Consider the following 18,653-nt stretch of genomic DNA (forward strand, 5'->3'; position numbering starts at 1 on the left):
TTGCGCTTCGCTTCGCTCGCTGTGATCAACTTACGGTGGGACTTGCACCCACAAGAGTGCGCCCATGCTGGGCGCACAAGCAAAAAGGGGCAGCCACTGGCTGCCTTTTTGCTTTTCCGGCGCAATCCGGATCCCCGGCGTTACAGCGAGGACAGGACGCGAGCCTTGAACACTAGCTCGTCGGCGAGCTTTCCTCTTCCTTCACGACCGGCTGCTTGCCGACGATCAACCGCGCCGCGATGATCCCGGCTTCGTACAGGACGATCAGCGGAACCGCGAGAATCAGCTGCGAAAACACGTCCGGCGGCGTCACGACGGCCGAAACCACAAACGCGCCGACGATCACATACGGACGGATCTCCTTGAGCTTTTTGATCGACAGGATGCCCATGCGCACGAGCAGCACGACGACGATCGGCACCTCGAACGTCACGCCGAACGCGATGAACATCGTCAGCACGAAGCTCAGGTAATTGTCGATATCGGTGGTCATTTCCGCGCCGAGCGGCGCGTTGTAATGCGCCATCACGCGGAAAATCGTCGGAAATACGACGAAGTACGCAAACGCCATCCCGCACAGGAAGAGCACGTAGCTGCTGCCGACGAGCGGCGTCACCAGCTTCTTCTCATGCTGATAGAGCCCCGGTGCGACGAACGCCCAGATCTGGTACAGCACGAACGGCAGCGCGATCACCAGCGCGACGAGCATCGTCACCTTCATCGGCACGAAGAACGAGCCGGTGACGTCCGTGACGATCATCTTGCCGTCCTTGGGCAGGTTCTGCATCAGCGGACGCGCGAGCAGGCGGAAGATGTCTGGCGCCCAGTAGACCAGCCCGAGAAATACGACGATGACCGAGATACCCGCCCGGATGATGCGATCGCGTAATTCGACGAGATGCGAGATGAAGGTTTCTTCAGGGGCTTCGCCCTGGTTTTGCTGGGGGTCGCTCACGCCGGCCCTCGGTTGAAGTGTTTCGCTGGGGACATCAGAAGAAGCGCGTCGGACGGCGCAGGCTCACCGGCGTGTGCCGCGCGACGCGCGCCGCGCCCGACTGCACGCGCGTGCGACGCAAGGTGGCGCGCTTGTACCACGCCGGCGCCGCCGTCTGCTTGACGCGCCAGTTCTTGCGTTTGGGTGTGGATGTGATCGTGCTGCGCCATGACGTGCCGTCGGTGGAAGCAGCGTCGTATCCGGTCGCGCCGCCGGCAATGCTCGACGATACCGACGTGCCGGCGTTCCACGCGTCGTTCAGCTCGGATTCGTGCTTGCGCAGATTGTCGTGAATCGTGCTCTCGACGCCACTGGCAGCCGACTCGAACTCCGTCTTCATGCGGCGCAGTTCGTCCAGCTCGATCTCACGCGTGACTTCGGACTTCACGTCGTTGATATAACGCTGCGCGCGCCCGAACAGCGCGCCAGCCGTGCGTGCGACGCGCGGCAGGCGCTCCGGCCCGAGCACGACCAGCGCGACGACGCCGATCAGCGCCATCTTGGTTAGACCGAGGTCCAGCATGGGATGAGCTTTCCGTCAGTGCGGGGCTGCCGCGGATTTAGCGGGAGTCGCCGGAATGCGGCGCTTTTTCCTTCGCGTCGACATCGACGGTGCCCGCGCGCGGCAGTTCGCGCGCCTGCGCATCGGCGGGCGTTTCGGCTTCCTTCATGCCTTCCTTGAAACCCTTCACCGCGCCGCCCAGATCGGTACCGATGTTGCGCAGTTTCTTCGTGCCGAACACCAGCGCCACAATCAGCAACACGATCAGCCAGTGCCAAATACTCAACGAACCCATGAAAACTCTCCTTAACCCCGTCGCCGCTTCTGTACGCTCATCCGCGGCGAACACCGTCTGCCTTGCGGCATGATTCGAAGCGTTCGCGCCCCATGTCTACGATACCGCCGAAAACCGCCGGCAACACGTACGCTTCATTATGAATGGATCAACACGCCCGCGTTATTACATTGCAACATGTTGATCGCCACTTTTGCCCATCCGCCATTGTGCGCGGTCAAAATCCCGCCGCGCAGCGCGATTGCAGCCGCGCTTGCGCCGCACCGGCTTCACCCCATGCGCTGCCACGGGCGCGGCCCCGCCAGAATGTGCGCGTGCAGGTGATACACCTCCTGCCCGCCGCCAGGCCCGGTATTGATGACCGTGCGAAAGCCGGTTTCGCCGCCGGTGTACGCCACGCCCAGTTTGTCGGCGAGACGCGCGACCAGTACAAGCATTCTACCAAGCAGGGCTGAGTCTTCCTGCGTGCAGTTCGACAGCGTGTCGATGTGCTTGCGGGGAATGACGAGCACATGGGTTTCGGCCGCCGGACGGATATCGCGAAACGCGACGAATTCGTCGTCCTCGTGCACTTTGGTCGACGGAATATCGCCAGCGGCGATCTTGCAGAACAGGCAACTAGAAGTGTCGTGGCTCATGGTCTCAGTGAAACGCTGACGCGGGTGGCCTCAAGACAGATACAGTCAGAACCACGCGCGCGGATTCATCAATGGCTTGTTGTCGTACAGATAAAGCCAGCCTTTGATAATACGGTACAACATCCAGATCGCGACAGCCCACAGGATCGGCACGCCGATCAGCACGATGAAAAGCGCTATTCCGATCACGTGACCGAGCAAACCCCACCAGAAGGTGCGGATCTGCCAGTTGAAGTGCGCTTCGAAGGGCGTTCCGGCCACATCGGGTCGTTTTACATAGTTAATGATGATCGCGACCAGCGCGGTCAGACCGCCGGTCAGCCAGTAGATCGCGTAGAGGCCGTACAGGATATGCGTGAGCGTGCGAAGACTCCGCTGCCGATCGATTTCGGTCGTGCTCTGGTAAGACGGAGGCGGGTATCCGCCCTGCGACTGTTCCATCTCTGCGTCTCCTTCTCAGTCCAACTGGCCAGCGCCGGCAATACCGCACGCGTGCTGCGGGTCTGACCGCGCCCCGCCTGCGGCTCCGTTGCCGCCCTAGTCGCCGTTCTGCTCGCGCTCGCGGCTTTTCCGCAGTGCTTTTTCCTCGATGCCCGAGGTGCCTTCCCGACGCTCGAGTTCAGCGAGCACTTCCGCCGGGCCCAGATCGAAGTGCGACAGCATCACAAGGCAATGAAACCACAGATCGGCCACTTCGCCGACCAGCGCCGTCGGCGCGCCGCCGTGACGCGTGTCCTTGGCCGCGAGCACGACTTCGGTCGCTTCCTCGCCGATTTTCTTCAGCACCGCGTCGTCGCCCTTGTGGAAGAGGCGTGAGACATACGACGTATCCGGGTCGCCGCCCTTGCGGCTGTCGATGATGGCAGCGAGGCGCAACAGCGTATCGGTCGTCGTGGGAGAGGATTGCGTGGATTGCGTCATTTGTAGATGTGTTCGGGGTCTTTCAGCACCGGTTCGACGGCAACCCATTCGCCGTCGTCAGCGGAGCCTTCGAATTTCTGGAAAAAACACGAGTGGCGGCCGGTGTGGCAAGCGATGCCCGACACCTGCTCGACCTTCAGCAGCACGACGTCTTCGTCGCAGTCGAGCCGCACTTCGTGCACGTTCTGGACGTGGCCGGACTCCTCACCCTTGAACCACAGGCGCTGGCGCGAGCGCGAGAAATACACGGCACGACCCAGTTCGATGGTTTTGGCGAGCGCTTCGCGATTCATCCACGCGAACATCAGCACGTCGTTCGTCGTGGCTTCCTGCGCGATGACCGGCACGAGGCCGTTCGCGTCCCATTTGACCCTGTCCAGCCAGTTTTTCGCAGACGCGTTCACGTCAACCTCACCGAAATGCCCTGATCGGCCATGAAGCGCTTGGCTTCACCGACAGTGTGCTCGCCATAATGAAAGATGCTGGCGGCCAGCACGGCGTCCGCGTGGCCTTCCGTGATGCCGTCGGCCAGATGCTGCAGCGAGCCGACGCCGCCCGAAGCGATCACCGAAACCGGCACCGCGTCCGATACCGCGCGTGTGAGCGCCAGATCGAAGCCGCTTTTCGTGCCGTCGCGATCCATGCTGGTCAGCAGGATCTCGCCCGCACCGAATTCGGCCATCTTGCGGGCCCATTCGATCGCGTCGAGCCCGGTGGCCTTGCGCCCGCCGTGTGTGAACACTTCCCAGCGCGGCGCCTCGCCTTCCGCCGACACGCGCTTCGCGTCGATCGCGACGACGATGCACTGCGAGCCGTATTTGTCCGTCGCATCGCGCACGAGCTGCGGGTTCGCGACCGCCGACGAATTCATGCCAATCTTGTCCGCGCCCGCGTTGAGCAGCCGCCGCACGTCCTCGACCGCGCGCACGCCGCCGCCGACCGTCAGCGGAATGAACACCTGCGACGCGACCGCCTCGATGATCGGCAGGATCAGGTCGCGCTGATCGGAGGTCGCGGTGATGTCGAGGAAAGTGAGTTCGTCGGCGCCCTGATCATCGTAGCGACGCGCGATTTCGACCGGGTCGCCCGCATCGCGCAGCTCGACAAAATTGACGCCCTTGACCACGCGTCCAGCCGTGACGTCGAGACAGGGGATGATGCGTTTAGCTAGAGCCATGATCTTGCAAATTCTTGCCAGTGTCGCTGATGAAGCCGCTCGCCCCGAGCGGCTGGGTGCCCCGTTGCCGGATGCCGCGGCCGCGTGTTTCCGCCGTCGGCGCAGGCAGCGGCGCACGAAAGACGACGCGCCGCGTTTCAGGCGTCGTCGGATTCGCGCAGCCGGTCTGCATGCGTCTGCGCGGCCGTGAAATCGAGGTCGCCCGAGTAGATCGCACGCCCGCAGATCACGCCTTCGATGCCCTCGCCTTCAACTTCGCACAGCGATTCGATATCGGTGAGATTCGACAGGCCGCCGCTTGCGATCACCGGAATCTTCACTGCGCGCGCGAGGCGCACCGTCGCTTCGATATTGATGCCCTGGAGCATGCCGTCGCGGCCGATATCGGTGTAGATGATCGATTCGCAGCCGTAGTCTTCGAACTTGCGGCCCAGATCCACCACTTCGTGGCCGGTCAGTTTGCTCCAGCCGTCGGTGGCGACCTTGCCGTCCTTCGCATCCAGCCCGACGATGATATGGCCGCCGAACGCCGTGCAGGCGTCCTGCAGGAAGCCCGGATTCTTCACGGCCGCCGTACCGATGATGACGTAGGACAGACCGTCGTCGAGATAGCGTTCAATCGTATTCAGGTCGCGGATACCGCCGCCCAGCTGGACGGGAATCTCGCCGCCGACTTCCTCGATGATCGCGCGGATCGCGTCTTCGTTTCGCGGCTTGCCGGCGAACGCGCCGTTCAGGTCGACGAGATGCAGGCGCCGCGCGCCACGGTCGACCCAATGTCGGGCCATCGCCGCCGGCTCTTCGGAGAAAATCGTCGCCTGGTCCATATCGCCTTGTTTGAGGCGTACACACTGACCGTCTTTCAGGTCGATGGCCGGAATCAGCAGCATAGCAATCGGGTGTTATCAGGGAAGAAGTGGAATGTCAGCACCGGCCTGCAGGCAGGCATCAGCGCCGTCTCGCTAGTTTAGTACAAGTCTTTCGGCGCCCTTGCCGGCATCTGTGGGGTCCGCCCGATGCCGTGACGTCCGTGCCGCGTAAGGCGCAATGGACGGCCAGGAAGCCAGAACGCGTTCACGGGTTCCAGTGCACGAAGTTGCGGTACATGCGCAGACCCGCGTCGGCGCTCTTTTCCGGGTGAAACTGGGTCGCGAAAATGTTGTCCCGCGCCACCGCCGACGTAAAAGACACACCGTACACGGTTTCGCCCGACGTATGTGCGGCATCGTCCGGCACGACGTAATAGCTGTGCACGAAGTAGAAGAAGCTGTTGTCCGGCACGCCGTCCCACAACGGATGTGGCTGCGCCTGGCGCACGCGGTTCCAGCCCATCTGCGGCACCTTGAAGCGCGAGCCGTCGTCCTGCAGCTGGCCGTCCAGTTCGAAGCGCACGACCTTGCCCGGCATCAGCCCGAGCCCGCGCGTATCGCCCTCGGCGCTCCAGTCGAACAGCATCTGCTCGCCGACGCATACGCCCATCAACGGCTTCGCGCGCGACGCCTCGATCACGGCTTCCTGCAGGCCGGATTCACCCAGCGAGCGCATGCAGTCGCGCATCGCGCCCTGGCCCGGCAGCACGACGCGGTCGGCCGAACGGATTCCTTCCGGCCGCTCGACGATCGCCACGTCCGCTTCGGGCGCGGCCTGTTTCAGCGCCTGCGCCACCGAGCGCAGGTTGCCCATGCCGTAATCCACAATTGCAATTGAAGTCTTCATCTCAAGTTCGGCAGCAATGCCTTTAATCCGTCGACGATGAATTCCACCGCCAGTGCCGACAACATCAACCCCATCAGCCGCGTACCGATATTGATGCCGGTGCGACCGACCCAGCGCGCGATCGGTTCGGCAAGCCGCAGCGAAAAGAAGCAGATCGCCGCGAGAACCGCGCCGATAGCCACCAGACTAACCCGGTCGTACCAGTGATGTGAACTGGCCGAATAGACGATGACCGTGCTGATTGCCCCCGGCCCGGTCAAGAGCGGAATCGCCAGCGGCACGACCGCGACGTTGTCCTTCTGCTCGGCTTCGTCGCGCTCTTCCGGTGTCGAGCGGCTGTTGCCGATCTGCGCGTTCAGCATGTTGATCGCCATCAGCAACATGATGATGCCGCCGCCCACTTCGAGCGAACCCACCGAGATTCCAAAAAAGCTGATGATCTGCTGCCCGAGCATCGTCGTCACGCCGATCACGCAGAACACCGAAATCGATGCGATACGGATCGTCCGACGCCGCTCGGCGTCCGACTGCTGCGACGTGAGGCTCAGAAAAAACGGGATGGCGCCGACCGGATTGATCAGCGCCAGCAGCGAAATAAACGACTTGGTGATATCCATCGCTAGCCGGCGCGCGGGGGCGCTGCCGGTCCGGTATGTCTTTTACAGACTTCCCTTGGTCGACGGAATCTGCCCCGCCGCGCGTTCGTCCATCTCGACGGCCATCCGCAGCGCCCGGCCAAAGGCCTTGAACACGGTTTCCATCTGATGATGGGCGTTCAGGCCGCGGAGGTTATCGATATGAAGTGTCACGCCCGCGTGGTTCACGAAGCCGCGGAAGAATTCGATGGAGAGATCGACGTCGAACGTGCCGATGCGCGCACGCGTGAACGGCACATGGAATTCGAGGCCGGGACGACCGGAAAAGTCGATCACGACGCGCGACAGCGCTTCGTCGAGCGGCACGTACGCATGGCCGTAGCGGCGGATGCCCTTGCGGTCGCCGATCGCCTTCGCGACGGCCTGGCCGAGCGTGATGCCGGTATCTTCGACGGTGTGATGGTCGTCAATATGCAGGTCGCCATGCGCCTCGATGTCGAGATCGAACAACCCATGCCGCGCGATCTGGTCGAGCATGTGGTCGAGAAACGGGACGCCGGTGGCGAGCTTCTGCACGCCGGTGCCGTCCAGATCGATCTTCACACGGATCTGCGTTTCGCTGGTATTGCGAACGACTTCCGCCTGGCGCATGGGAATTCCTTGAATCGAGCTAGAAAAATGGATGCTGAAAATGCGTGCGCTGGACGCTGGCGGTCAATGCAGCACGAGCTTCAATGCGGCGAGCAACTGGGCGTTTTCTTCGGCCGATCCGACCGTCAAACGCACACAATTGGCCAGCAATGGGTGCATTTTACTCACGTTTTTGATCAATACCCGCGCTGTCAGCAGCGTCTCGAACAGGATTGACGCGTCCGGCACACGCACCAGCAGGAAATTGCCGGCGCTCGGGAACACTTCGGCGCCCGGCAGCGCGGCCACGGCCTCGGCCAGTTTCGTGCGCTGCGCGCGCAGTTCGGCGGCCTGCGAATCGAGCACGTCGATGTGATCGAGCAGGAAGCTCGCGGCCGCCTGCGTCAGCACGTTCACGTTATACGGCGGGCGCACCTTGTCGATCTCGTTCAACCACGTGGAGCGGCCAGCCAGGTAGCCCAGACGGATTCCGGCGAGACCGAGTTTCGATACCGTGCGCATCACGACGACGTTGTCGAACTGGTCCGCGCGCGGCAGCCAGCTTTGCTGCGCGAACGGCTGATAGGCCTCGTCGATCACCACGAGGCTTTTGTTCGCCGCCGTGATGATGCGCTCCATGTCGGCGTCGTCGTAGAGCGTGCCGGTCGGGTTGTTCGGGTAGGCCAGATAGACGATGGCCGGCTGATGTTCGGCGATGGCCGCGATCATCGCGTCGGCGTCGAGCGTGAAATCCGACTTCAACGGCACGCCGATGAAGTCCAGGTGCGCGAGTTTCGCCGACATCTGGTACATGACGAAGCCCGGCACCGGCGCCAGCACTTTCGCGCCGGGATTCGCGCACGCCATCGAGATCATGCTGATGATCTCGTCGGAACCGTTGCCGAGCAGCACGTCGCACGCAGCAGGCACGTTCATCACGCGCTTGATCTTTTCGATCAGCGCTTCCGGACGCGGCGCCGGATAACGGTTCAGCGCGACGCCTGCCAGATGCTCGCCGAGATGCGCAGCCAGCACCGGTGGCAATGGAAACGGGTTTTCCATCGCGTCCAGCTTGATGAAGCCGGCCGCGTCGGGCACGGGATAGCTTGTCATCGCGAGCACGTCGCGGCGGATGATGTCTTGTGGTGTCGTCATGATGGGGTGGGCCGGCGCGCACGGCGCGTCTGCCTGACACGGGCGGCATGTGCGCCGCCCTGGTTGGCCAGTGTTCTTGTTGTGTTACACGCGATTAATACGGTGTTGCGCTCAGCCGTTCTGCCTCATCCGGTACTCGGCGCTACGCGCATGGGCTGGAAGGCCTTCGCCGTATGCCAGTTCCGCCGCGATCTCGCCGAGCGTCTGCGCGCCTTCGGCGCTGACCTCGATCACGCTCGACCGCTTGAAGAAATCATAGACGCCGAGCGGCGACGAGAACCGTGCGGTACGAGACGTAGGCAGCACGTGATTGGGGCCCGCGCAGTAGTCGCCGAGACTTTCGCTGGTGTAGCGGCCAAGGAAAATCGCGCCGGCGTGGCGAATCAGCTTGCCCCATTGATGCGGTTCGAGCGCGGAGATTTCGAGATGCTCCGGCGCGATGTCGTTGGCGATCGCGCAGGCTTCCGCCATGTCGCGTACCTTGATCAGCGCGCCGCGCCCTTCGAGCGAAGCGCGAATCACGTCCTGACGCGGCATCGTGGGCAGGAGTTCCTCGATCGCTTCCTGCACACGGCGGATGAACGCGTCGTCCGGGCACAGCAGGATCGACTGCGCGAGCTCGTCGTGCTCGGCCTGCGAGAACAGGTCCATCGCGATCCAGCGCGGGTCGGTGGTGCCGTCGCACAGCACGAGGATTTCCGAGGGGCCGGCGATCATGTCGATGCCGACCGTGCCGAACACGCGACGCTTCGCCGAAGCGACGTACGCGTTGCCCGGGCCGCAGATCTTGTCGACGGCCGGCACGGTTTCGGTGCCGTACGCGAGTGCGGCCACGGCCTGCGCGCCACCGATCGTGAACACGCGATCGACGCCGCCCAGCAGCGCTGCCGCCAGTACAAGCGGATTTTTCACGCCGTCCGGCGTCGGCACGACCATGACAATCTCGCGCACGCCGGCGACGCGCGCCGGAATCGCGTTCATCAGCACCGACGACGGATACGCCGCCTTGCCGCCCGGCACATAGATACCCGCGCGATCGAGCGGCGTGATCTTCTGGCCGAGCACGGTGCCGTCGGCTTCCGTGTACTGCCAGCTATGGCTGCCGCATTCGATTTTCTGCTTCTCGTGATACCCGCGCACCCGGGCGGCGGCGGCTTCGAGCGCCGCGCGGCGCTTCGGCTCGAGGCCTTCGAGCGCTGCTTCGAGTTCCGACATCGGCAGTTCCAGCGCGTCGACGCTCTTCGCCTCCAGCCGGTCGAAGCGGTTCGTATAGTCGAGCACGGCGGCGTCGCCGCGCGACTTCACGTCGGCCAGAATCTGCGCGACCGAGCGCTCGATCGCTTCGTCCTCGCTCGCCTCGAACGCGAGCACCGCGTGCAGCGCCTGGCGGAAATCGGCGGCGCTGGAATCGAGTTTGCGAATCTTGATAGACATACGGGTATCCGTTTCGGTAAAGCGCGTACTGCTCGTGCGGGTTCTTCAGATGCTGCGCGGTGTTGCTCGTTACGTCATGTGTTGCGTGATGCGGTAACCGCCTGCCTCACGCGGCCGCGTGATGACTGCGCGACGCGCGTTCGAACGCATCGAGAATCGGACGCAGTGCCGCGCGCTTCAACTTGAGCGCGGCCTGATTCACAACGAGCCGCGACGAGATCTGCATGATCTCCTCGACTTCGACCAGGTTGTTCGCGCGCAACGTGCCGCCCGAACTCACCAGATCGACGATCGCATCGGCGAGGCCGACGAGCGGCGCCAGCTCCATCGACCCATACAGCTTGATCAGGTCGACGTGCACGCCCTTCGCCGCGAAATGCTCGCGCGCGGTTTCCACGTACTTCGTCGCGACGCGCAGCCGCGCGCCCTGGCGCACGGCGCTCGCGTAATCGAAGCCGCCCTTCACCGCGACCGACATCCGGCAACGCGCGATATCGAGATCGATCGGCTGGTACAGGCCGCCGCCGCCGTGTTCGAGCAGCACGTCCTTGCCGGCCACGCCGAAATCAGCGGCGCCGTATTCGACGTACGTCGGCACGTCGGTGGCGCGCACGACGATGACGCGCACGTTCGGATCGTTCGTCGGCAGGATCAGCTTGCGTGACGTTTCAGGATCCTCGGTGACCTCGATACCCGCTGCGGCAAGCAGCGGCACGGTTTCCTCGAAGATACGCCCTTTCGACAGCGCGAGCGTCAGCGGCGCGTTCACCGCCGGCGAAGACGACGTCTGCGGCACCGAACTCATGCCTGGCTCCCGTGAATACGGCTCACCTTCGCGCCGACGGCCGTCAGCTTCGTTTCCATCCGGTCGTAGCCGCGATCCAGGTGGTAAATGCGGTCGATCAGTGTTTCGCCATCGGCGCACAGGCCCGCGATCACGAGACTCGCCGACGCGCGCAGATCGGTCGCCATCACCTTCGCGCCCGACAGTTGCGTGACGCCGTTCACGAGCGCCGTGTTGCCGTCGATCGTGATGTTCGCGCCGAGGCGGTTCAGTTCCTGCACGTGCATGAAGCGGTTCTCGAAGATCGTTTCGACGACCTGCGAAGTGCCGTTCGCGATCGTATTGAGCGCCATGAACTGCGCCTGCATGTCGGTCGGGAACGCCGGGTATTCCGACGTGCGCACGCTCACGGCATGCGGCCGCTGGCTCATCTTCACGCGCATCCAGTCCTCGCCTTCCTCGATCGTGACGCCGGCTTCGCGCAGCTTGTCCGTCACCGCCTCGAGAATCAGCGGACGCACGTGGCGCAGCACCACATCGCCGCCCGCCGCCGCGACCGCGCACAGGAACGTGCCGGCTTCGATGCGGTCTGGAATGACCGTGTGCTTCGCGCCGTGCAGCTTCTCGACGCCCTGGATCACCAGACGGTCCGTACCGATGCCTTCGATCCGCGCGCCCATCGCGACGAGCAGTTGCGCGAGATCGCCGACTTCCGGTTCACGCGCGGCGTTTTCGATCACCGTTTCGCCTTCGGCCAGCACGGCGGCCATCAGCAGGTTTTCCGTGCCGGTGACCGTGATCATGTCCGTGACGATACGCGCGCCCTTCAGACGCTTCGCGCGCGCTTCGATAAAGCCGTGTTCGATGTTGATCTCGGCGCCCATCGCCTGCAGACCCTTGATGTGCTGGTCGACCGGACGCGCGCCGATGGCGCAGCCTCCCGGCAGCGACACCTTCGCTTCGCCGAAGCGCGCGAGCAGCGGCCCGAGCACGAGAATCGACGCACGCATCGTCTTCACGAGTTCGTACGGCGCGACCAGGTTGTCGACCTTCGATGCGTCGAGCGCGACCCGGCTGCCGCTCTCCTCGGTGCGCATGCCCATCTGGCGCAGCAGCTTCAGCATCGTGCGCACGTCCTGCAGGTCGGGCACGTTGTCGAGATGAACCGGATCGGCGCTCAGCAAGCCAGCGCACAGGATCGGCAACGCCGCGTTCTTTGCACCGGAGACAACGATCTCACCCGCGAGCCGCTGGCCCCCAACGATAACGAGTTTGTCCATGCCTGTCTGTTCCTGATCTGCCCGATTGAGGATGGCGGCGCTGCTACCGGCGCTGCGTGTTTCTTGAGTAATTCGCACTGATTTTCCAGATTACGCGTTTTGCCATTCGGCGGGCGTCAGCGTCTTCATGCTGAGCGCGTGAATTTCCTGTTTCATGCGATCGCCGAGCGCCGCATAAACGAGTTGATGGCGCTGGATCAGACGCTTGCCTTCGAAGCTGGGCGAAACGATCGTCGCAAAAAAATGCTGACCGTCGCCTTCGACTTCGAGGTGCTCGCACACGAGCCCATTGGCGATGTAGTTCTTGATCTGTTCGGGAGTCGGCAACATGGGATGCTCCTCGTCAGTGGCGCAGCTTGTAGCCGGTTGCGAGCATGCGCATCGCCAGCACGGCCAGCACCACAAAGAAACCGCTGACAATCGCAAGGCTCACGAGCGGATCGATATCCGACATCCCGAAGAAACCGAAGCGAAAGCCGTCGATCATGTAGAAAAAAGGATTCAGCCGCGATACTTCGCGCCACACCGGCGGCAGTGAATGCGTCGAGTAGAACACGCCCGAAAGGAACGTGAGCGGCGTGATCAGGAAATTCTGGAACGTCGCGAGCTGGTCGAATTTCTCCGCCCAGATGCCGGCGATCAGGCCGAGCGTGGCGAGAATCGCCGCGCCGAGCAACGCAAACGCAACGATATAGAACGGCGCCACGAAGCTGACCGGAATGAAACACACCGTCACGACGAATACGCCGAAGCCAACCGCGAGACCGCGCACGAGCGCGGCCAGCACGTAGGCGCCGAACATCTCGCCGTGCGAGAGCGGCGGGAGCAGCACGAACACGAGATTGCCGGTGATCTTCGACTGGATCAGCGAGGACGAACTGTTCGCGAACGCGTTCTGCAACACGCTCATCATCACGAGACCGGGAATCAGGAAGCTCGTGTAGCCGACGCCCGGATACACCTGCACGTGGCTGCTCAGCGCATGACCGAAGATCGTCAGATACAGCAGCGCGGTCACGACCGGCGCGAGCACGGTCTGAAACGCCACCTTCCAGAACCGCAGGATTTCCTTGTAGAACAAGGTACCGAATCCGCTATAGCCGCTCATGCCAGTCCCTCGATCACTTCCGGACCGTTCATCACCTGAACGAATACGTCTTCGAGATCGGCCTTGCGGACCTCGATTTCCTCGAACGTGCAGCCTGCCGCGCGGCACTGCGCGAGAATCTTCTCGACGTCGTCATAGCTCGCGAGCCGCAGCAGATGCTGGCGGCCCTGCACGTTGAGCGGATCGACTTCGAGCGACCGGAGGTCGGCCGGCAACACGCCCGCGGCAAACCGCACGAACAGTTGCAGGCCGGCGAACCGCTGCAGCAGCGTGCTCGTGCGATCGAGCGCCACTACCTCGCCGCGACGCAGCATCGCGATGCGGTCGCACAGCGATTCGGCTTCTTCCAGATAGTGCGTGGTGAGCACGATCGTGTGGCCATCGCGATTCAGGCGGGAGATGAACTTCCACAGCGTCTGACGCAGCTCGACGTCGACGCCGGCGGTCGGCTCGTCGAGGACGATCACGGGCGGACGGTGCACCAGCGCCTGCGCAACGAGGACGCGCCGCTTCATGCCGCCCGACAGCGCGCGCATGTTGGCGTCGGCTTTTTCGGTGAGATCGAGATTGGCCATCACCTCGTCGATCCACGCGTCGTTGTTGCGCAGGCCGTAGTAGCCAGACTGGATGCGCAGCGTCTCGCGCACGGTGAAGAACGGATCGAACACGAGTTCCTGCGGCACGACGCCGAGCGCGCGACGCGCTTCGCGGAAGTCGTCGACCACGTCGTGGCCGCGCACCGCGATGTTGCCTTCGTCGGCCCGGGCGAGGCCCGCGAGGATGCTGATGAGCGTCGTCTTGCCCGCGCCGTTCGGGCCGAGCAGCCCGAAAAACTCACCTTCTTCGACTGTGAAGTTGACGCCCTTGAGCGCCTGCAAATCCTTGTAGCGTTTCTTGACGTTACGAATTTCTATGGCTGGCATGACTGTGCGCCGCTTGAGTAACGGCGCCGTATAGGTGCTAAAGGATGCGGGGAGATGCGGAAATGGGGCCGGTTGAAAGCCCCAAAAAACGTTTGATTATAGGGCAAAGTCCGACCGGCCAACCTGGCCCTGCAGATGGGGATGCGACGCGTGGAGCGTCAATGTCGCGCGGACAGGAGGGTATCGACGCCGTAGGCTTGCGCGAGACTGGCGAGACCAGCCGGCAGATTGATGATGTCGAGCGGCGCGCCACGCTCGCTCGCCGCACGCTGCCATGCGAGCAGCACGGCAAGCGCCGAGGAATCGAACTGGGCAAGCAGCGCGCAATCGACGCCGGTCGCGCCGCCCGCGATGCGGGCGAGGCCCGCCGCGAGCGCGGCTTTCGCGCTCGCGTGGGTCAGCGTCGTGCCGGTTTCGAAGCGGCTCGCCGTGCGGTTCGCGACGTCGCTCACGAGGTCTTGCCCGCGGCCAGTTGCTGGTTACGTTGCGTGAGGAACTGGATCAGGCCGTCCACGCCGTGCTGCTGGATCTGCTCGTTGAACTGCTGCTGGTACGCCTGGATCAGCCACGCGCCGAGCACGTTGATGTCATAGACGCGCCAGCCTTGCGGCGTCTTGTACAGACGATAGTCGAGTTCGATCGGCTGGCCGTTGTTCATCACGACCGAGCGCACCACGACGTCGGTATCCTCAGGATTGGCGCGGAACGGCTTGTACTGGATCTGCTGGTCCTTCACCTGGGCAAGTGCGCCCGAGTACGTGCGGATCAGCAGCATCTTGAACTGCTCGACTACCTGCGCCTGCTGCTCGGGCGTTGCCGTGCGCCAGTTGCGGCCCATCGCGAGTTGCGTCGTGCGGCGGAAGTCGGTGTACGGCAGGATCTTCTCGTTGACGAGCTTCGTGATGTGGCTGATATCGCCCGACTGGATCGACTTGTCGCTCCGCACGGCGTCGATCACCTGGTCGGTGACGGTCTTGATCATGCCGTCCGGCGAGCTGGTATCGACCGCTTGCGCAAACGCGCCCGTACTGAACGAAAAGAATGCGGTAAACAACGGAATCAGAAAGAATTTTTTCATTTCAAGCCCTGCGTTAAAAATTACGGCAACCTTTTGAGCCGACGATAGCACGCGAGTTCATCCGCAATCCATCGCGAAACTGCGAGAGTCGTTTCCAGGTGTTACGGGACTCGACTCGCACGGCCCGGCGCAACTCAGTGCAGCCGGAACGACGGGAAATTGAATTTCGGCGGCACGATCTGGTCGGCCGGCACCTGGGTTTCCTGACCGCCCGGCCCCTGATCTTCACCTTCCGCGCCAGACGCCGGCACAGCCGGCACAGGGCCCGGCGCGAGGCCGTTGAGCGCCGCGCCGCCTGCCGCTGCCGGCACACCCGATGACGGCGCAGCAGCACCGCTCGCCGGCGCCGCTGCGGCACCTGCCGCCGCACCTCCATCGACATCCTCGTATTTCGGCAGCGGCGCGCTGTCGCCATAATCCGGCAAGCCTGCACCTGCCGCCGATGAGCCGTCCGAAATCTGATACCGGCGGCGCTGCAGGTACGCATTACGCACGAACGAATACTTGTCGAGCGCGGCGCCCTCAAGTACGTCGCTCGCGCCCAGCAGGTTCGCACGCGTGCTGATGATGTTCAGACCGTACAGCGCCCAGCTCAGGCCATCCGGTTGAATGTACGACAGCGGATTCACATAGTAGTTACCAACCGTGCCGACCGCGTCACGCACTGTGCTCGGACCGAACAGCGGCAGCACCAGATACGGCCCCGGCGGCACGCCGTAGTGCCCCATCGTGAGCCCGAGGTCCTGGTTGTGCTTCGGCAGCTTCGCGAGCGTTGCCACGTCGAACAGGCCGCCGACGCCGAAAATCGTGTTGATCACGATCCGCATGATGTCTTCGACACCATCGGTGATCTTCAGCTGCAGCAGGTTGTTCGCAGCGGTGTACACATCGCCGATATTCGAGAAGAAGTTGGTGACGCTGTCGCGCACCGGCTGCGGCGTGATATACACATAACCCTGTGCCACCGGCTTCAGCGCGTACTGGTCGACCTTGTCGTTGAACGTGAAGATCGTCCGGTTGAATCCTTCCAGCGGGTCTTCCTTCGTCGGCGTCTGAACAGTTGCACACCCCGTCAGCGTCGCCGCCGTCAGCGCAAGCGTGAGGGTGCGAGCGCGCATGGTCTTCATTTTTATTCTCCTTATTGGCCTGCGGCGCCGGAGGCGGGCAATGTCGGTGCCGCAGCAGGTCCGGGCACCGGCGCCGGAACAGCAGGGGCGGCGGGCATCGCCGGTGCGGGAGCCGCGGACGAACCGGCTTTCGACGCGCCGGAATCCGCTGCCTTGCTGTACAGGAACTGTCCGATCAGGTTTTCCAGCACGATGGCCGACTGCGTCATCGTGATCGTATCGCCCGCCTTCAGCATTTCGCTGTCGCCGCCCGGTTCGAGCCCGATGTACTGCTCACCGAGCAGGCCCGACGTCAGGATCTTGGCGGAACTGTCCTTCGGAAACTGGTATTGACGGTCGATATCGATCGTGACGACGGCCTGATACGTGTTGCTGTCGAAGCCGATCGACTCCACCCGGCCGACGGTCACGCCCGCGCTCTTCACCGGCGCGCGCGGCTTCAATCCGCCGATATTGTCGAACTTGAGCTTGACGGGGTAAGTCGCCTGAAACGACAGCGAGCTCATGTTGCCGGCCTTCAGCGCGAGAAACAGCAACGCCACGAAACCCAGCACCACGAACAGGCCGACCCAGAAGTCGATAGCAGTTTTTTTCATCGTCATCCCAAAGAGAATCCGCCGCTGCGTGGCGCATCCGCGCGGCACGGCGAACGCGCGCCGCCCCGCGGATGCAACCCGCGCGGTCTTAGCTGAACATCAGTGCGGTCAGCAGGAAATCGAGGCCGAGTACGGCGAGCGACCCGTACACGACGGTTTTTGTCGTCGCGCGGGAGACGCCTTCCGGAGTGGGCTGTGCTTCATAGCCCTGGAACAGCGCGATGAACGTCACCGCGAAACCGAACACGATACTCTTGATCACGCCATTGCCGACATCACGCCACACATCGACGCCGCCCTGCATCTGCGACCAGAACGCGCCGGAATCGACGCCGATCATCAGCACACCCACCACGTACCCGCCGATCACGCCAACCGCGCTGAAAATCGCGGCCAGCACCGGCATCGCGATGATGCCGGCCCACAGGCGCGGCGCGATGACGACCTTGAGCGGATCGACCGCCATCATTTCCATCGCGGTCAGTTGCTCACCGGCTTTCATGAGCCCGATCTCGGCGGTCAGCGACGTGCCCGCGCGCCCGGCGAACAGCAACGCGGTCACCACTGGTCCGAGTTCGCGCACGAGCGAAAGTGCGACGAGGAGCCCGAGCGCCTGCTCGGAGCCATAACGGTTCAGCGTGTAATAGCCCTGCAATCCCAGCACGAAGCCGACGAACAGCCCCGACACGCCGATGATCACCAGCGAATAGTTGCCGACGAAGTGGATCTGCTTCGTGACAAGCCGCGGACGACGCAGCAGCGGGAACAATTCGAGCACGAGACGCAGGAACATGCGCGTCGCGTAACCCGCGGTGCCAAGCCCGCCGATTACCGAGCGCCCAATCGCACTGATCATGGCTGACCTCCGCCGATGCCGAAGTCCGCCGCGAGGGGCGTTGTGCTCGGGTAGTGGAATTTGAACGGGCCGTCGGGCGCGCCGTCGATGAACTGGCGCACGGTCGGATCGTTCGACGCGCGCAGCTCGGCGGGCGTGCCTTCGGCATGCACGCCGCCGTTGGCGAGGAAGTAGACGTAATCGGCGATGGCGAACGATTCGGGCACGTCGTGCGTGACAAGAATCGACGTGGCGCCGAGCGCGCTGTTGAGTGCGCGAATCAGGTTGGCGGTGATGCCGAGCGAGATCGGATCGAGTCCGGCGAACGGCTCGTCGTACATCATCAGTTGTGGATCGAGCGCAATGGCGCGGGCAAGCGCGACGCGGCGCGCCATGCCGCCCGAAATCTCCGAAGGCGCGAGATCGCGTGCGCCGCGCAGGCCGACGGCATTGAGCTTCATCAGCACGAGGTCGCGAATCAGTTCGTCGGGGAGATCGGTGTGTTCGCGCAGCGCGAACGCGACGTTTTCGAACACCGACATGTCGGTGAAGAGCGCGCCGAACTGGAACAGCATGCCCATCTTGCGGCGCAGGGCGTACAGGCCGTCGCGCGTCTGCGCGCCGATATCCTGCCCGTGGAACAAAACCTGGCCGCGCGTCGCGCGTACGAGGCCGCCGATCAGGCGCAGCACCGTGGTCTTGCCGCACCCGGAGCCGCCCATGACTGCAACCACCTGACCGCGCTGAAAGCGCAGGTTCAGGCCGGACAGGACGAGCCGGTCGCCATAGCCGAAGTCGACGTCGCGAAGCTCGAGGAGGTTCCCGGAAGCGGAAAATGCGGAAGGCACGGAAGGCACGAAGCTG

Annotated in this window: 25 protein-coding genes; all 25 read right to left on the reverse strand. The window is 63.4% G+C overall.

Annotated elements, in window-relative coordinates; genetic code table 11:
• Positions 1 to 172: 172 nt before the first annotated feature.
• Positions 173 to 955 carry a twin-arginine translocase subunit TatC gene (gene tatC / locus LPA37_RS23450; protein ID WP_228980366.1) on the reverse strand — a complete coding sequence of 261 codons (783 nt, stop codon included), beginning with the start codon at positions 953 to 955 and terminating at the stop codon, positions 173 to 175.
• 34 nt (positions 956 to 989) lie between these two features.
• The gene (gene tatB, locus LPA37_RS23455) at positions 990 to 1,517 is read right to left on the reverse strand and encodes a Sec-independent protein translocase protein TatB (RefSeq protein ID WP_228980364.1); all 528 of its coding nucleotides are present in this window, start codon (positions 1,515 to 1,517) and stop codon (positions 990 to 992) included.
• 37 nt (positions 1,518 to 1,554) lie between these two features.
• Positions 1,555 to 1,791, reverse strand: a complete 237-nt coding sequence (gene tatA, locus LPA37_RS23460; RefSeq protein WP_228980361.1) for a Sec-independent protein translocase subunit TatA — start codon at positions 1,789 to 1,791, stop codon at positions 1,555 to 1,557.
• Positions 1,792 to 2,060: 269 nt separating this feature from the next.
• Entirely contained in the window at positions 2,061 to 2,429 is a 369-nt protein-coding gene (locus tag LPA37_RS23465; RefSeq protein ID WP_228980360.1) for a histidine triad nucleotide-binding protein, read from the reverse strand.
• A 45-nt stretch (positions 2,430 to 2,474) separates the two neighbouring features.
• The gene (locus LPA37_RS23470; RefSeq protein ID WP_228980358.1) at positions 2,475 to 2,870 is read right to left on the reverse strand and encodes a DUF4870 family protein; all 396 of its coding nucleotides are present in this window, start codon (positions 2,868 to 2,870) and stop codon (positions 2,475 to 2,477) included.
• 96 nt (positions 2,871 to 2,966) lie between these two features.
• Positions 2,967 to 3,350, reverse strand: a complete 384-nt coding sequence (locus LPA37_RS23475) for a phosphoribosyl-ATP diphosphatase (protein WP_228980356.1) — start codon at positions 3,348 to 3,350, stop codon at positions 2,967 to 2,969.
• Positions 3,347 to 3,754 carry a phosphoribosyl-AMP cyclohydrolase gene (gene hisI / locus LPA37_RS23480; RefSeq protein ID WP_228980352.1) on the reverse strand — a complete coding sequence of 136 codons (408 nt, stop codon included), beginning with the start codon at positions 3,752 to 3,754 and terminating at the stop codon, positions 3,347 to 3,349. The genes LPA37_RS23475 and hisI overlap by 4 nt, the downstream gene beginning before the upstream one ends.
• A complete protein-coding gene (hisF, locus tag LPA37_RS23485) occupies positions 3,751 to 4,527 on the reverse strand; it encodes an imidazole glycerol phosphate synthase subunit HisF (protein ID WP_228980349.1) in 777 nt (258 codons plus the stop codon). The genes hisI and hisF overlap by 4 nt, the downstream gene beginning before the upstream one ends.
• Positions 4,528 to 4,664: 137 nt before the next feature.
• On the reverse strand, positions 4,665 to 5,417 hold the full coding sequence (hisA, locus tag LPA37_RS23490; protein WP_228980347.1) for a 1-(5-phosphoribosyl)-5-[(5-phosphoribosylamino)methylideneamino]imidazole-4-carboxamide isomerase: 753 nt from the start codon (positions 5,415 to 5,417) through the stop codon (positions 4,665 to 4,667).
• 184 nt (positions 5,418 to 5,601) lie between these two features.
• Complete coding sequence (hisH, locus tag LPA37_RS23495; RefSeq protein WP_229013848.1) at positions 5,602 to 6,243, reverse strand: imidazole glycerol phosphate synthase subunit HisH; 642 nt, start codon at positions 6,241 to 6,243, stop codon at positions 5,602 to 5,604.
• Positions 6,240 to 6,860, reverse strand: a complete 621-nt coding sequence (locus LPA37_RS23500; protein WP_228980342.1) for a YchE family NAAT transporter — start codon at positions 6,858 to 6,860, stop codon at positions 6,240 to 6,242. The genes hisH and LPA37_RS23500 overlap by 4 nt, the downstream gene beginning before the upstream one ends.
• A gap of 42 nt (positions 6,861 to 6,902) precedes the next feature.
• The gene (gene hisB, locus LPA37_RS23505; RefSeq protein WP_228980340.1) at positions 6,903 to 7,490 is read right to left on the reverse strand and encodes an imidazoleglycerol-phosphate dehydratase HisB; all 588 of its coding nucleotides are present in this window, start codon (positions 7,488 to 7,490) and stop codon (positions 6,903 to 6,905) included.
• Between the two features lie 63 nt (positions 7,491 to 7,553).
• Entirely contained in the window at positions 7,554 to 8,624 is a 1,071-nt protein-coding gene (gene hisC, locus LPA37_RS23510) for a histidinol-phosphate transaminase (RefSeq protein ID WP_228980338.1), read from the reverse strand.
• A gap of 111 nt (positions 8,625 to 8,735) precedes the next feature.
• Entirely contained in the window at positions 8,736 to 10,058 is a 1,323-nt protein-coding gene (hisD, locus tag LPA37_RS23515; RefSeq protein WP_228980336.1) for a histidinol dehydrogenase, read from the reverse strand.
• Positions 10,059 to 10,164: 106 nt separating this feature from the next.
• Complete coding sequence (gene hisG, locus LPA37_RS23520) at positions 10,165 to 10,863, reverse strand: ATP phosphoribosyltransferase (RefSeq protein ID WP_228980334.1); 699 nt, start codon at positions 10,861 to 10,863, stop codon at positions 10,165 to 10,167.
• Positions 10,860 to 12,122: a UDP-N-acetylglucosamine 1-carboxyvinyltransferase gene (gene murA / locus LPA37_RS23525; RefSeq protein ID WP_228980333.1), complete on the reverse strand. Its 1,263-nt coding sequence runs from the start codon at positions 12,120 to 12,122 to the stop codon at positions 10,860 to 10,862. The genes hisG and murA overlap by 4 nt, the downstream gene beginning before the upstream one ends.
• Before the next feature lie 90 nt (positions 12,123 to 12,212).
• On the reverse strand, positions 12,213 to 12,452 hold the full coding sequence (locus LPA37_RS23530) for a BolA family protein (protein ID WP_228980330.1): 240 nt from the start codon (positions 12,450 to 12,452) through the stop codon (positions 12,213 to 12,215).
• Positions 12,453 to 12,465: 13 nt separating this feature from the next.
• Positions 12,466 to 13,230, reverse strand: a complete 765-nt coding sequence (locus tag LPA37_RS23535) for an ABC transporter permease (protein WP_229013849.1) — start codon at positions 13,228 to 13,230, stop codon at positions 12,466 to 12,468.
• Entirely contained in the window at positions 13,227 to 14,153 is a 927-nt protein-coding gene (locus LPA37_RS23540) for an ABC transporter ATP-binding protein (RefSeq protein WP_228980326.1), read from the reverse strand. The genes LPA37_RS23535 and LPA37_RS23540 overlap by 4 nt, the downstream gene beginning before the upstream one ends.
• A gap of 158 nt (positions 14,154 to 14,311) precedes the next feature.
• Positions 14,312 to 14,605, reverse strand: a complete 294-nt coding sequence (locus LPA37_RS23545) for an STAS domain-containing protein (RefSeq protein ID WP_229013850.1) — start codon at positions 14,603 to 14,605, stop codon at positions 14,312 to 14,314.
• On the reverse strand, positions 14,602 to 15,231 hold the full coding sequence (locus LPA37_RS23550) for an MlaC/ttg2D family ABC transporter substrate-binding protein (RefSeq protein WP_229013851.1): 630 nt from the start codon (positions 15,229 to 15,231) through the stop codon (positions 14,602 to 14,604). The genes LPA37_RS23545 and LPA37_RS23550 overlap by 4 nt, the downstream gene beginning before the upstream one ends.
• 134 nt (positions 15,232 to 15,365) lie before the next feature.
• Positions 15,366 to 16,358 carry an MlaA family lipoprotein gene (locus tag LPA37_RS23555; protein WP_229013852.1) on the reverse strand — a complete coding sequence of 331 codons (993 nt, stop codon included), beginning with the start codon at positions 16,356 to 16,358 and terminating at the stop codon, positions 15,366 to 15,368.
• 11 nt (positions 16,359 to 16,369) lie between these two features.
• Entirely contained in the window at positions 16,370 to 16,954 is a 585-nt protein-coding gene (gene mlaD / locus LPA37_RS23560) for an outer membrane lipid asymmetry maintenance protein MlaD (protein WP_228980318.1), read from the reverse strand.
• Positions 16,955 to 17,042: 88 nt separating this feature from the next.
• Positions 17,043 to 17,810: a lipid asymmetry maintenance ABC transporter permease subunit MlaE gene (mlaE, locus tag LPA37_RS23565; protein ID WP_228980316.1), complete on the reverse strand. Its 768-nt coding sequence runs from the start codon at positions 17,808 to 17,810 to the stop codon at positions 17,043 to 17,045.
• Positions 17,807 to 18,637 carry an ABC transporter ATP-binding protein gene (locus LPA37_RS23570; RefSeq protein ID WP_229013866.1) on the reverse strand — a complete coding sequence of 277 codons (831 nt, stop codon included), beginning with the start codon at positions 18,635 to 18,637 and terminating at the stop codon, positions 17,807 to 17,809. The genes mlaE and LPA37_RS23570 overlap by 4 nt, the downstream gene beginning before the upstream one ends.
• Positions 18,638 to 18,653: the final 16 nt, after the last annotated feature.

It is taken from the genome of Paraburkholderia gardini (assembly GCF_907164545.1).
Classification (GTDB): domain Bacteria; phylum Pseudomonadota; class Gammaproteobacteria; order Burkholderiales; family Burkholderiaceae; genus Paraburkholderia; species Paraburkholderia gardini.

Excerpts from the sequence above, each read along its gene's own strand:
- LPA37_RS23465 (WP_228980360.1), bottom strand. The coding sequence starts at position 2,429 with ATGAGCCACGACACTTCTAGTTGCCTGTTCTGCAAGATCGCCGCTGGC.
- hisF (WP_228980349.1), bottom strand. The coding sequence starts at position 4,527 with ATGGCTCTAGCTAAACGCATCATCCCCTGTCTCGACGTCACGGCTGGA.
- mlaE (WP_228980316.1), bottom strand. The coding sequence starts at position 17,810 with ATGATCAGTGCGATTGGGCGCTCGGTAATCGGCGGGCTTGGCACCGCG.
- LPA37_RS23540 (WP_228980326.1), bottom strand. The coding sequence starts at position 14,153 with ATGCCAGCCATAGAAATTCGTAACGTCAAGAAACGCTACAAGGATTTG.
- tatA (WP_228980361.1), bottom strand. The coding sequence starts at position 1,791 with ATGGGTTCGTTGAGTATTTGGCACTGGCTGATCGTGTTGCTGATTGTG.
- hisA (WP_228980347.1), bottom strand. The coding sequence starts at position 5,417 with ATGCTGCTGATTCCGGCCATCGACCTGAAAGACGGTCAGTGTGTACGC.
- LPA37_RS23530 (WP_228980330.1), bottom strand. The coding sequence starts at position 12,452 with ATGTTGCCGACTCCCGAACAGATCAAGAACTACATCGCCAATGGGCTC.
- LPA37_RS23470 (WP_228980358.1), bottom strand. The coding sequence starts at position 2,870 with ATGGAACAGTCGCAGGGCGGATACCCGCCTCCGTCTTACCAGAGCACG.
- mlaD (WP_228980318.1), bottom strand. The coding sequence starts at position 16,954 with ATGAAAAAAACTGCTATCGACTTCTGGGTCGGCCTGTTCGTGGTGCTG.
- LPA37_RS23500 (WP_228980342.1), bottom strand. The coding sequence starts at position 6,860 with ATGGATATCACCAAGTCGTTTATTTCGCTGCTGGCGCTGATCAATCCG.
- hisG (WP_228980334.1), bottom strand. The coding sequence starts at position 10,863 with ATGAGTTCGGTGCCGCAGACGTCGTCTTCGCCGGCGGTGAACGCGCCG.
- hisC (WP_228980338.1), bottom strand. The coding sequence starts at position 8,624 with ATGACGACACCACAAGACATCATCCGCCGCGACGTGCTCGCGATGACA.
- tatB (WP_228980364.1), bottom strand. The coding sequence starts at position 1,517 with ATGCTGGACCTCGGTCTAACCAAGATGGCGCTGATCGGCGTCGTCGCG.
- hisH (WP_229013848.1), bottom strand. The coding sequence starts at position 6,243 with ATGAAGACTTCAATTGCAATTGTGGATTACGGCATGGGCAACCTGCGC.
- LPA37_RS23555 (WP_229013852.1), bottom strand. The coding sequence starts at position 16,358 with ATGAAGACCATGCGCGCTCGCACCCTCACGCTTGCGCTGACGGCGGCG.
- LPA37_RS23550 (WP_229013851.1), bottom strand. The coding sequence starts at position 15,231 with ATGAAAAAATTCTTTCTGATTCCGTTGTTTACCGCATTCTTTTCGTTC.
- LPA37_RS23475 (WP_228980356.1), bottom strand. The coding sequence starts at position 3,350 with ATGACGCAATCCACGCAATCCTCTCCCACGACGACCGATACGCTGTTG.
- hisB (WP_228980340.1), bottom strand. The coding sequence starts at position 7,490 with ATGCGCCAGGCGGAAGTCGTTCGCAATACCAGCGAAACGCAGATCCGT.
- murA (WP_228980333.1), bottom strand. The coding sequence starts at position 12,122 with ATGGACAAACTCGTTATCGTTGGGGGCCAGCGGCTCGCGGGTGAGATC.
- LPA37_RS23535 (WP_229013849.1), bottom strand. The coding sequence starts at position 13,230 with ATGAGCGGCTATAGCGGATTCGGTACCTTGTTCTACAAGGAAATCCTG.
- hisD (WP_228980336.1), bottom strand. The coding sequence starts at position 10,058 with ATGTCTATCAAGATTCGCAAACTCGATTCCAGCGCCGCCGATTTCCGC.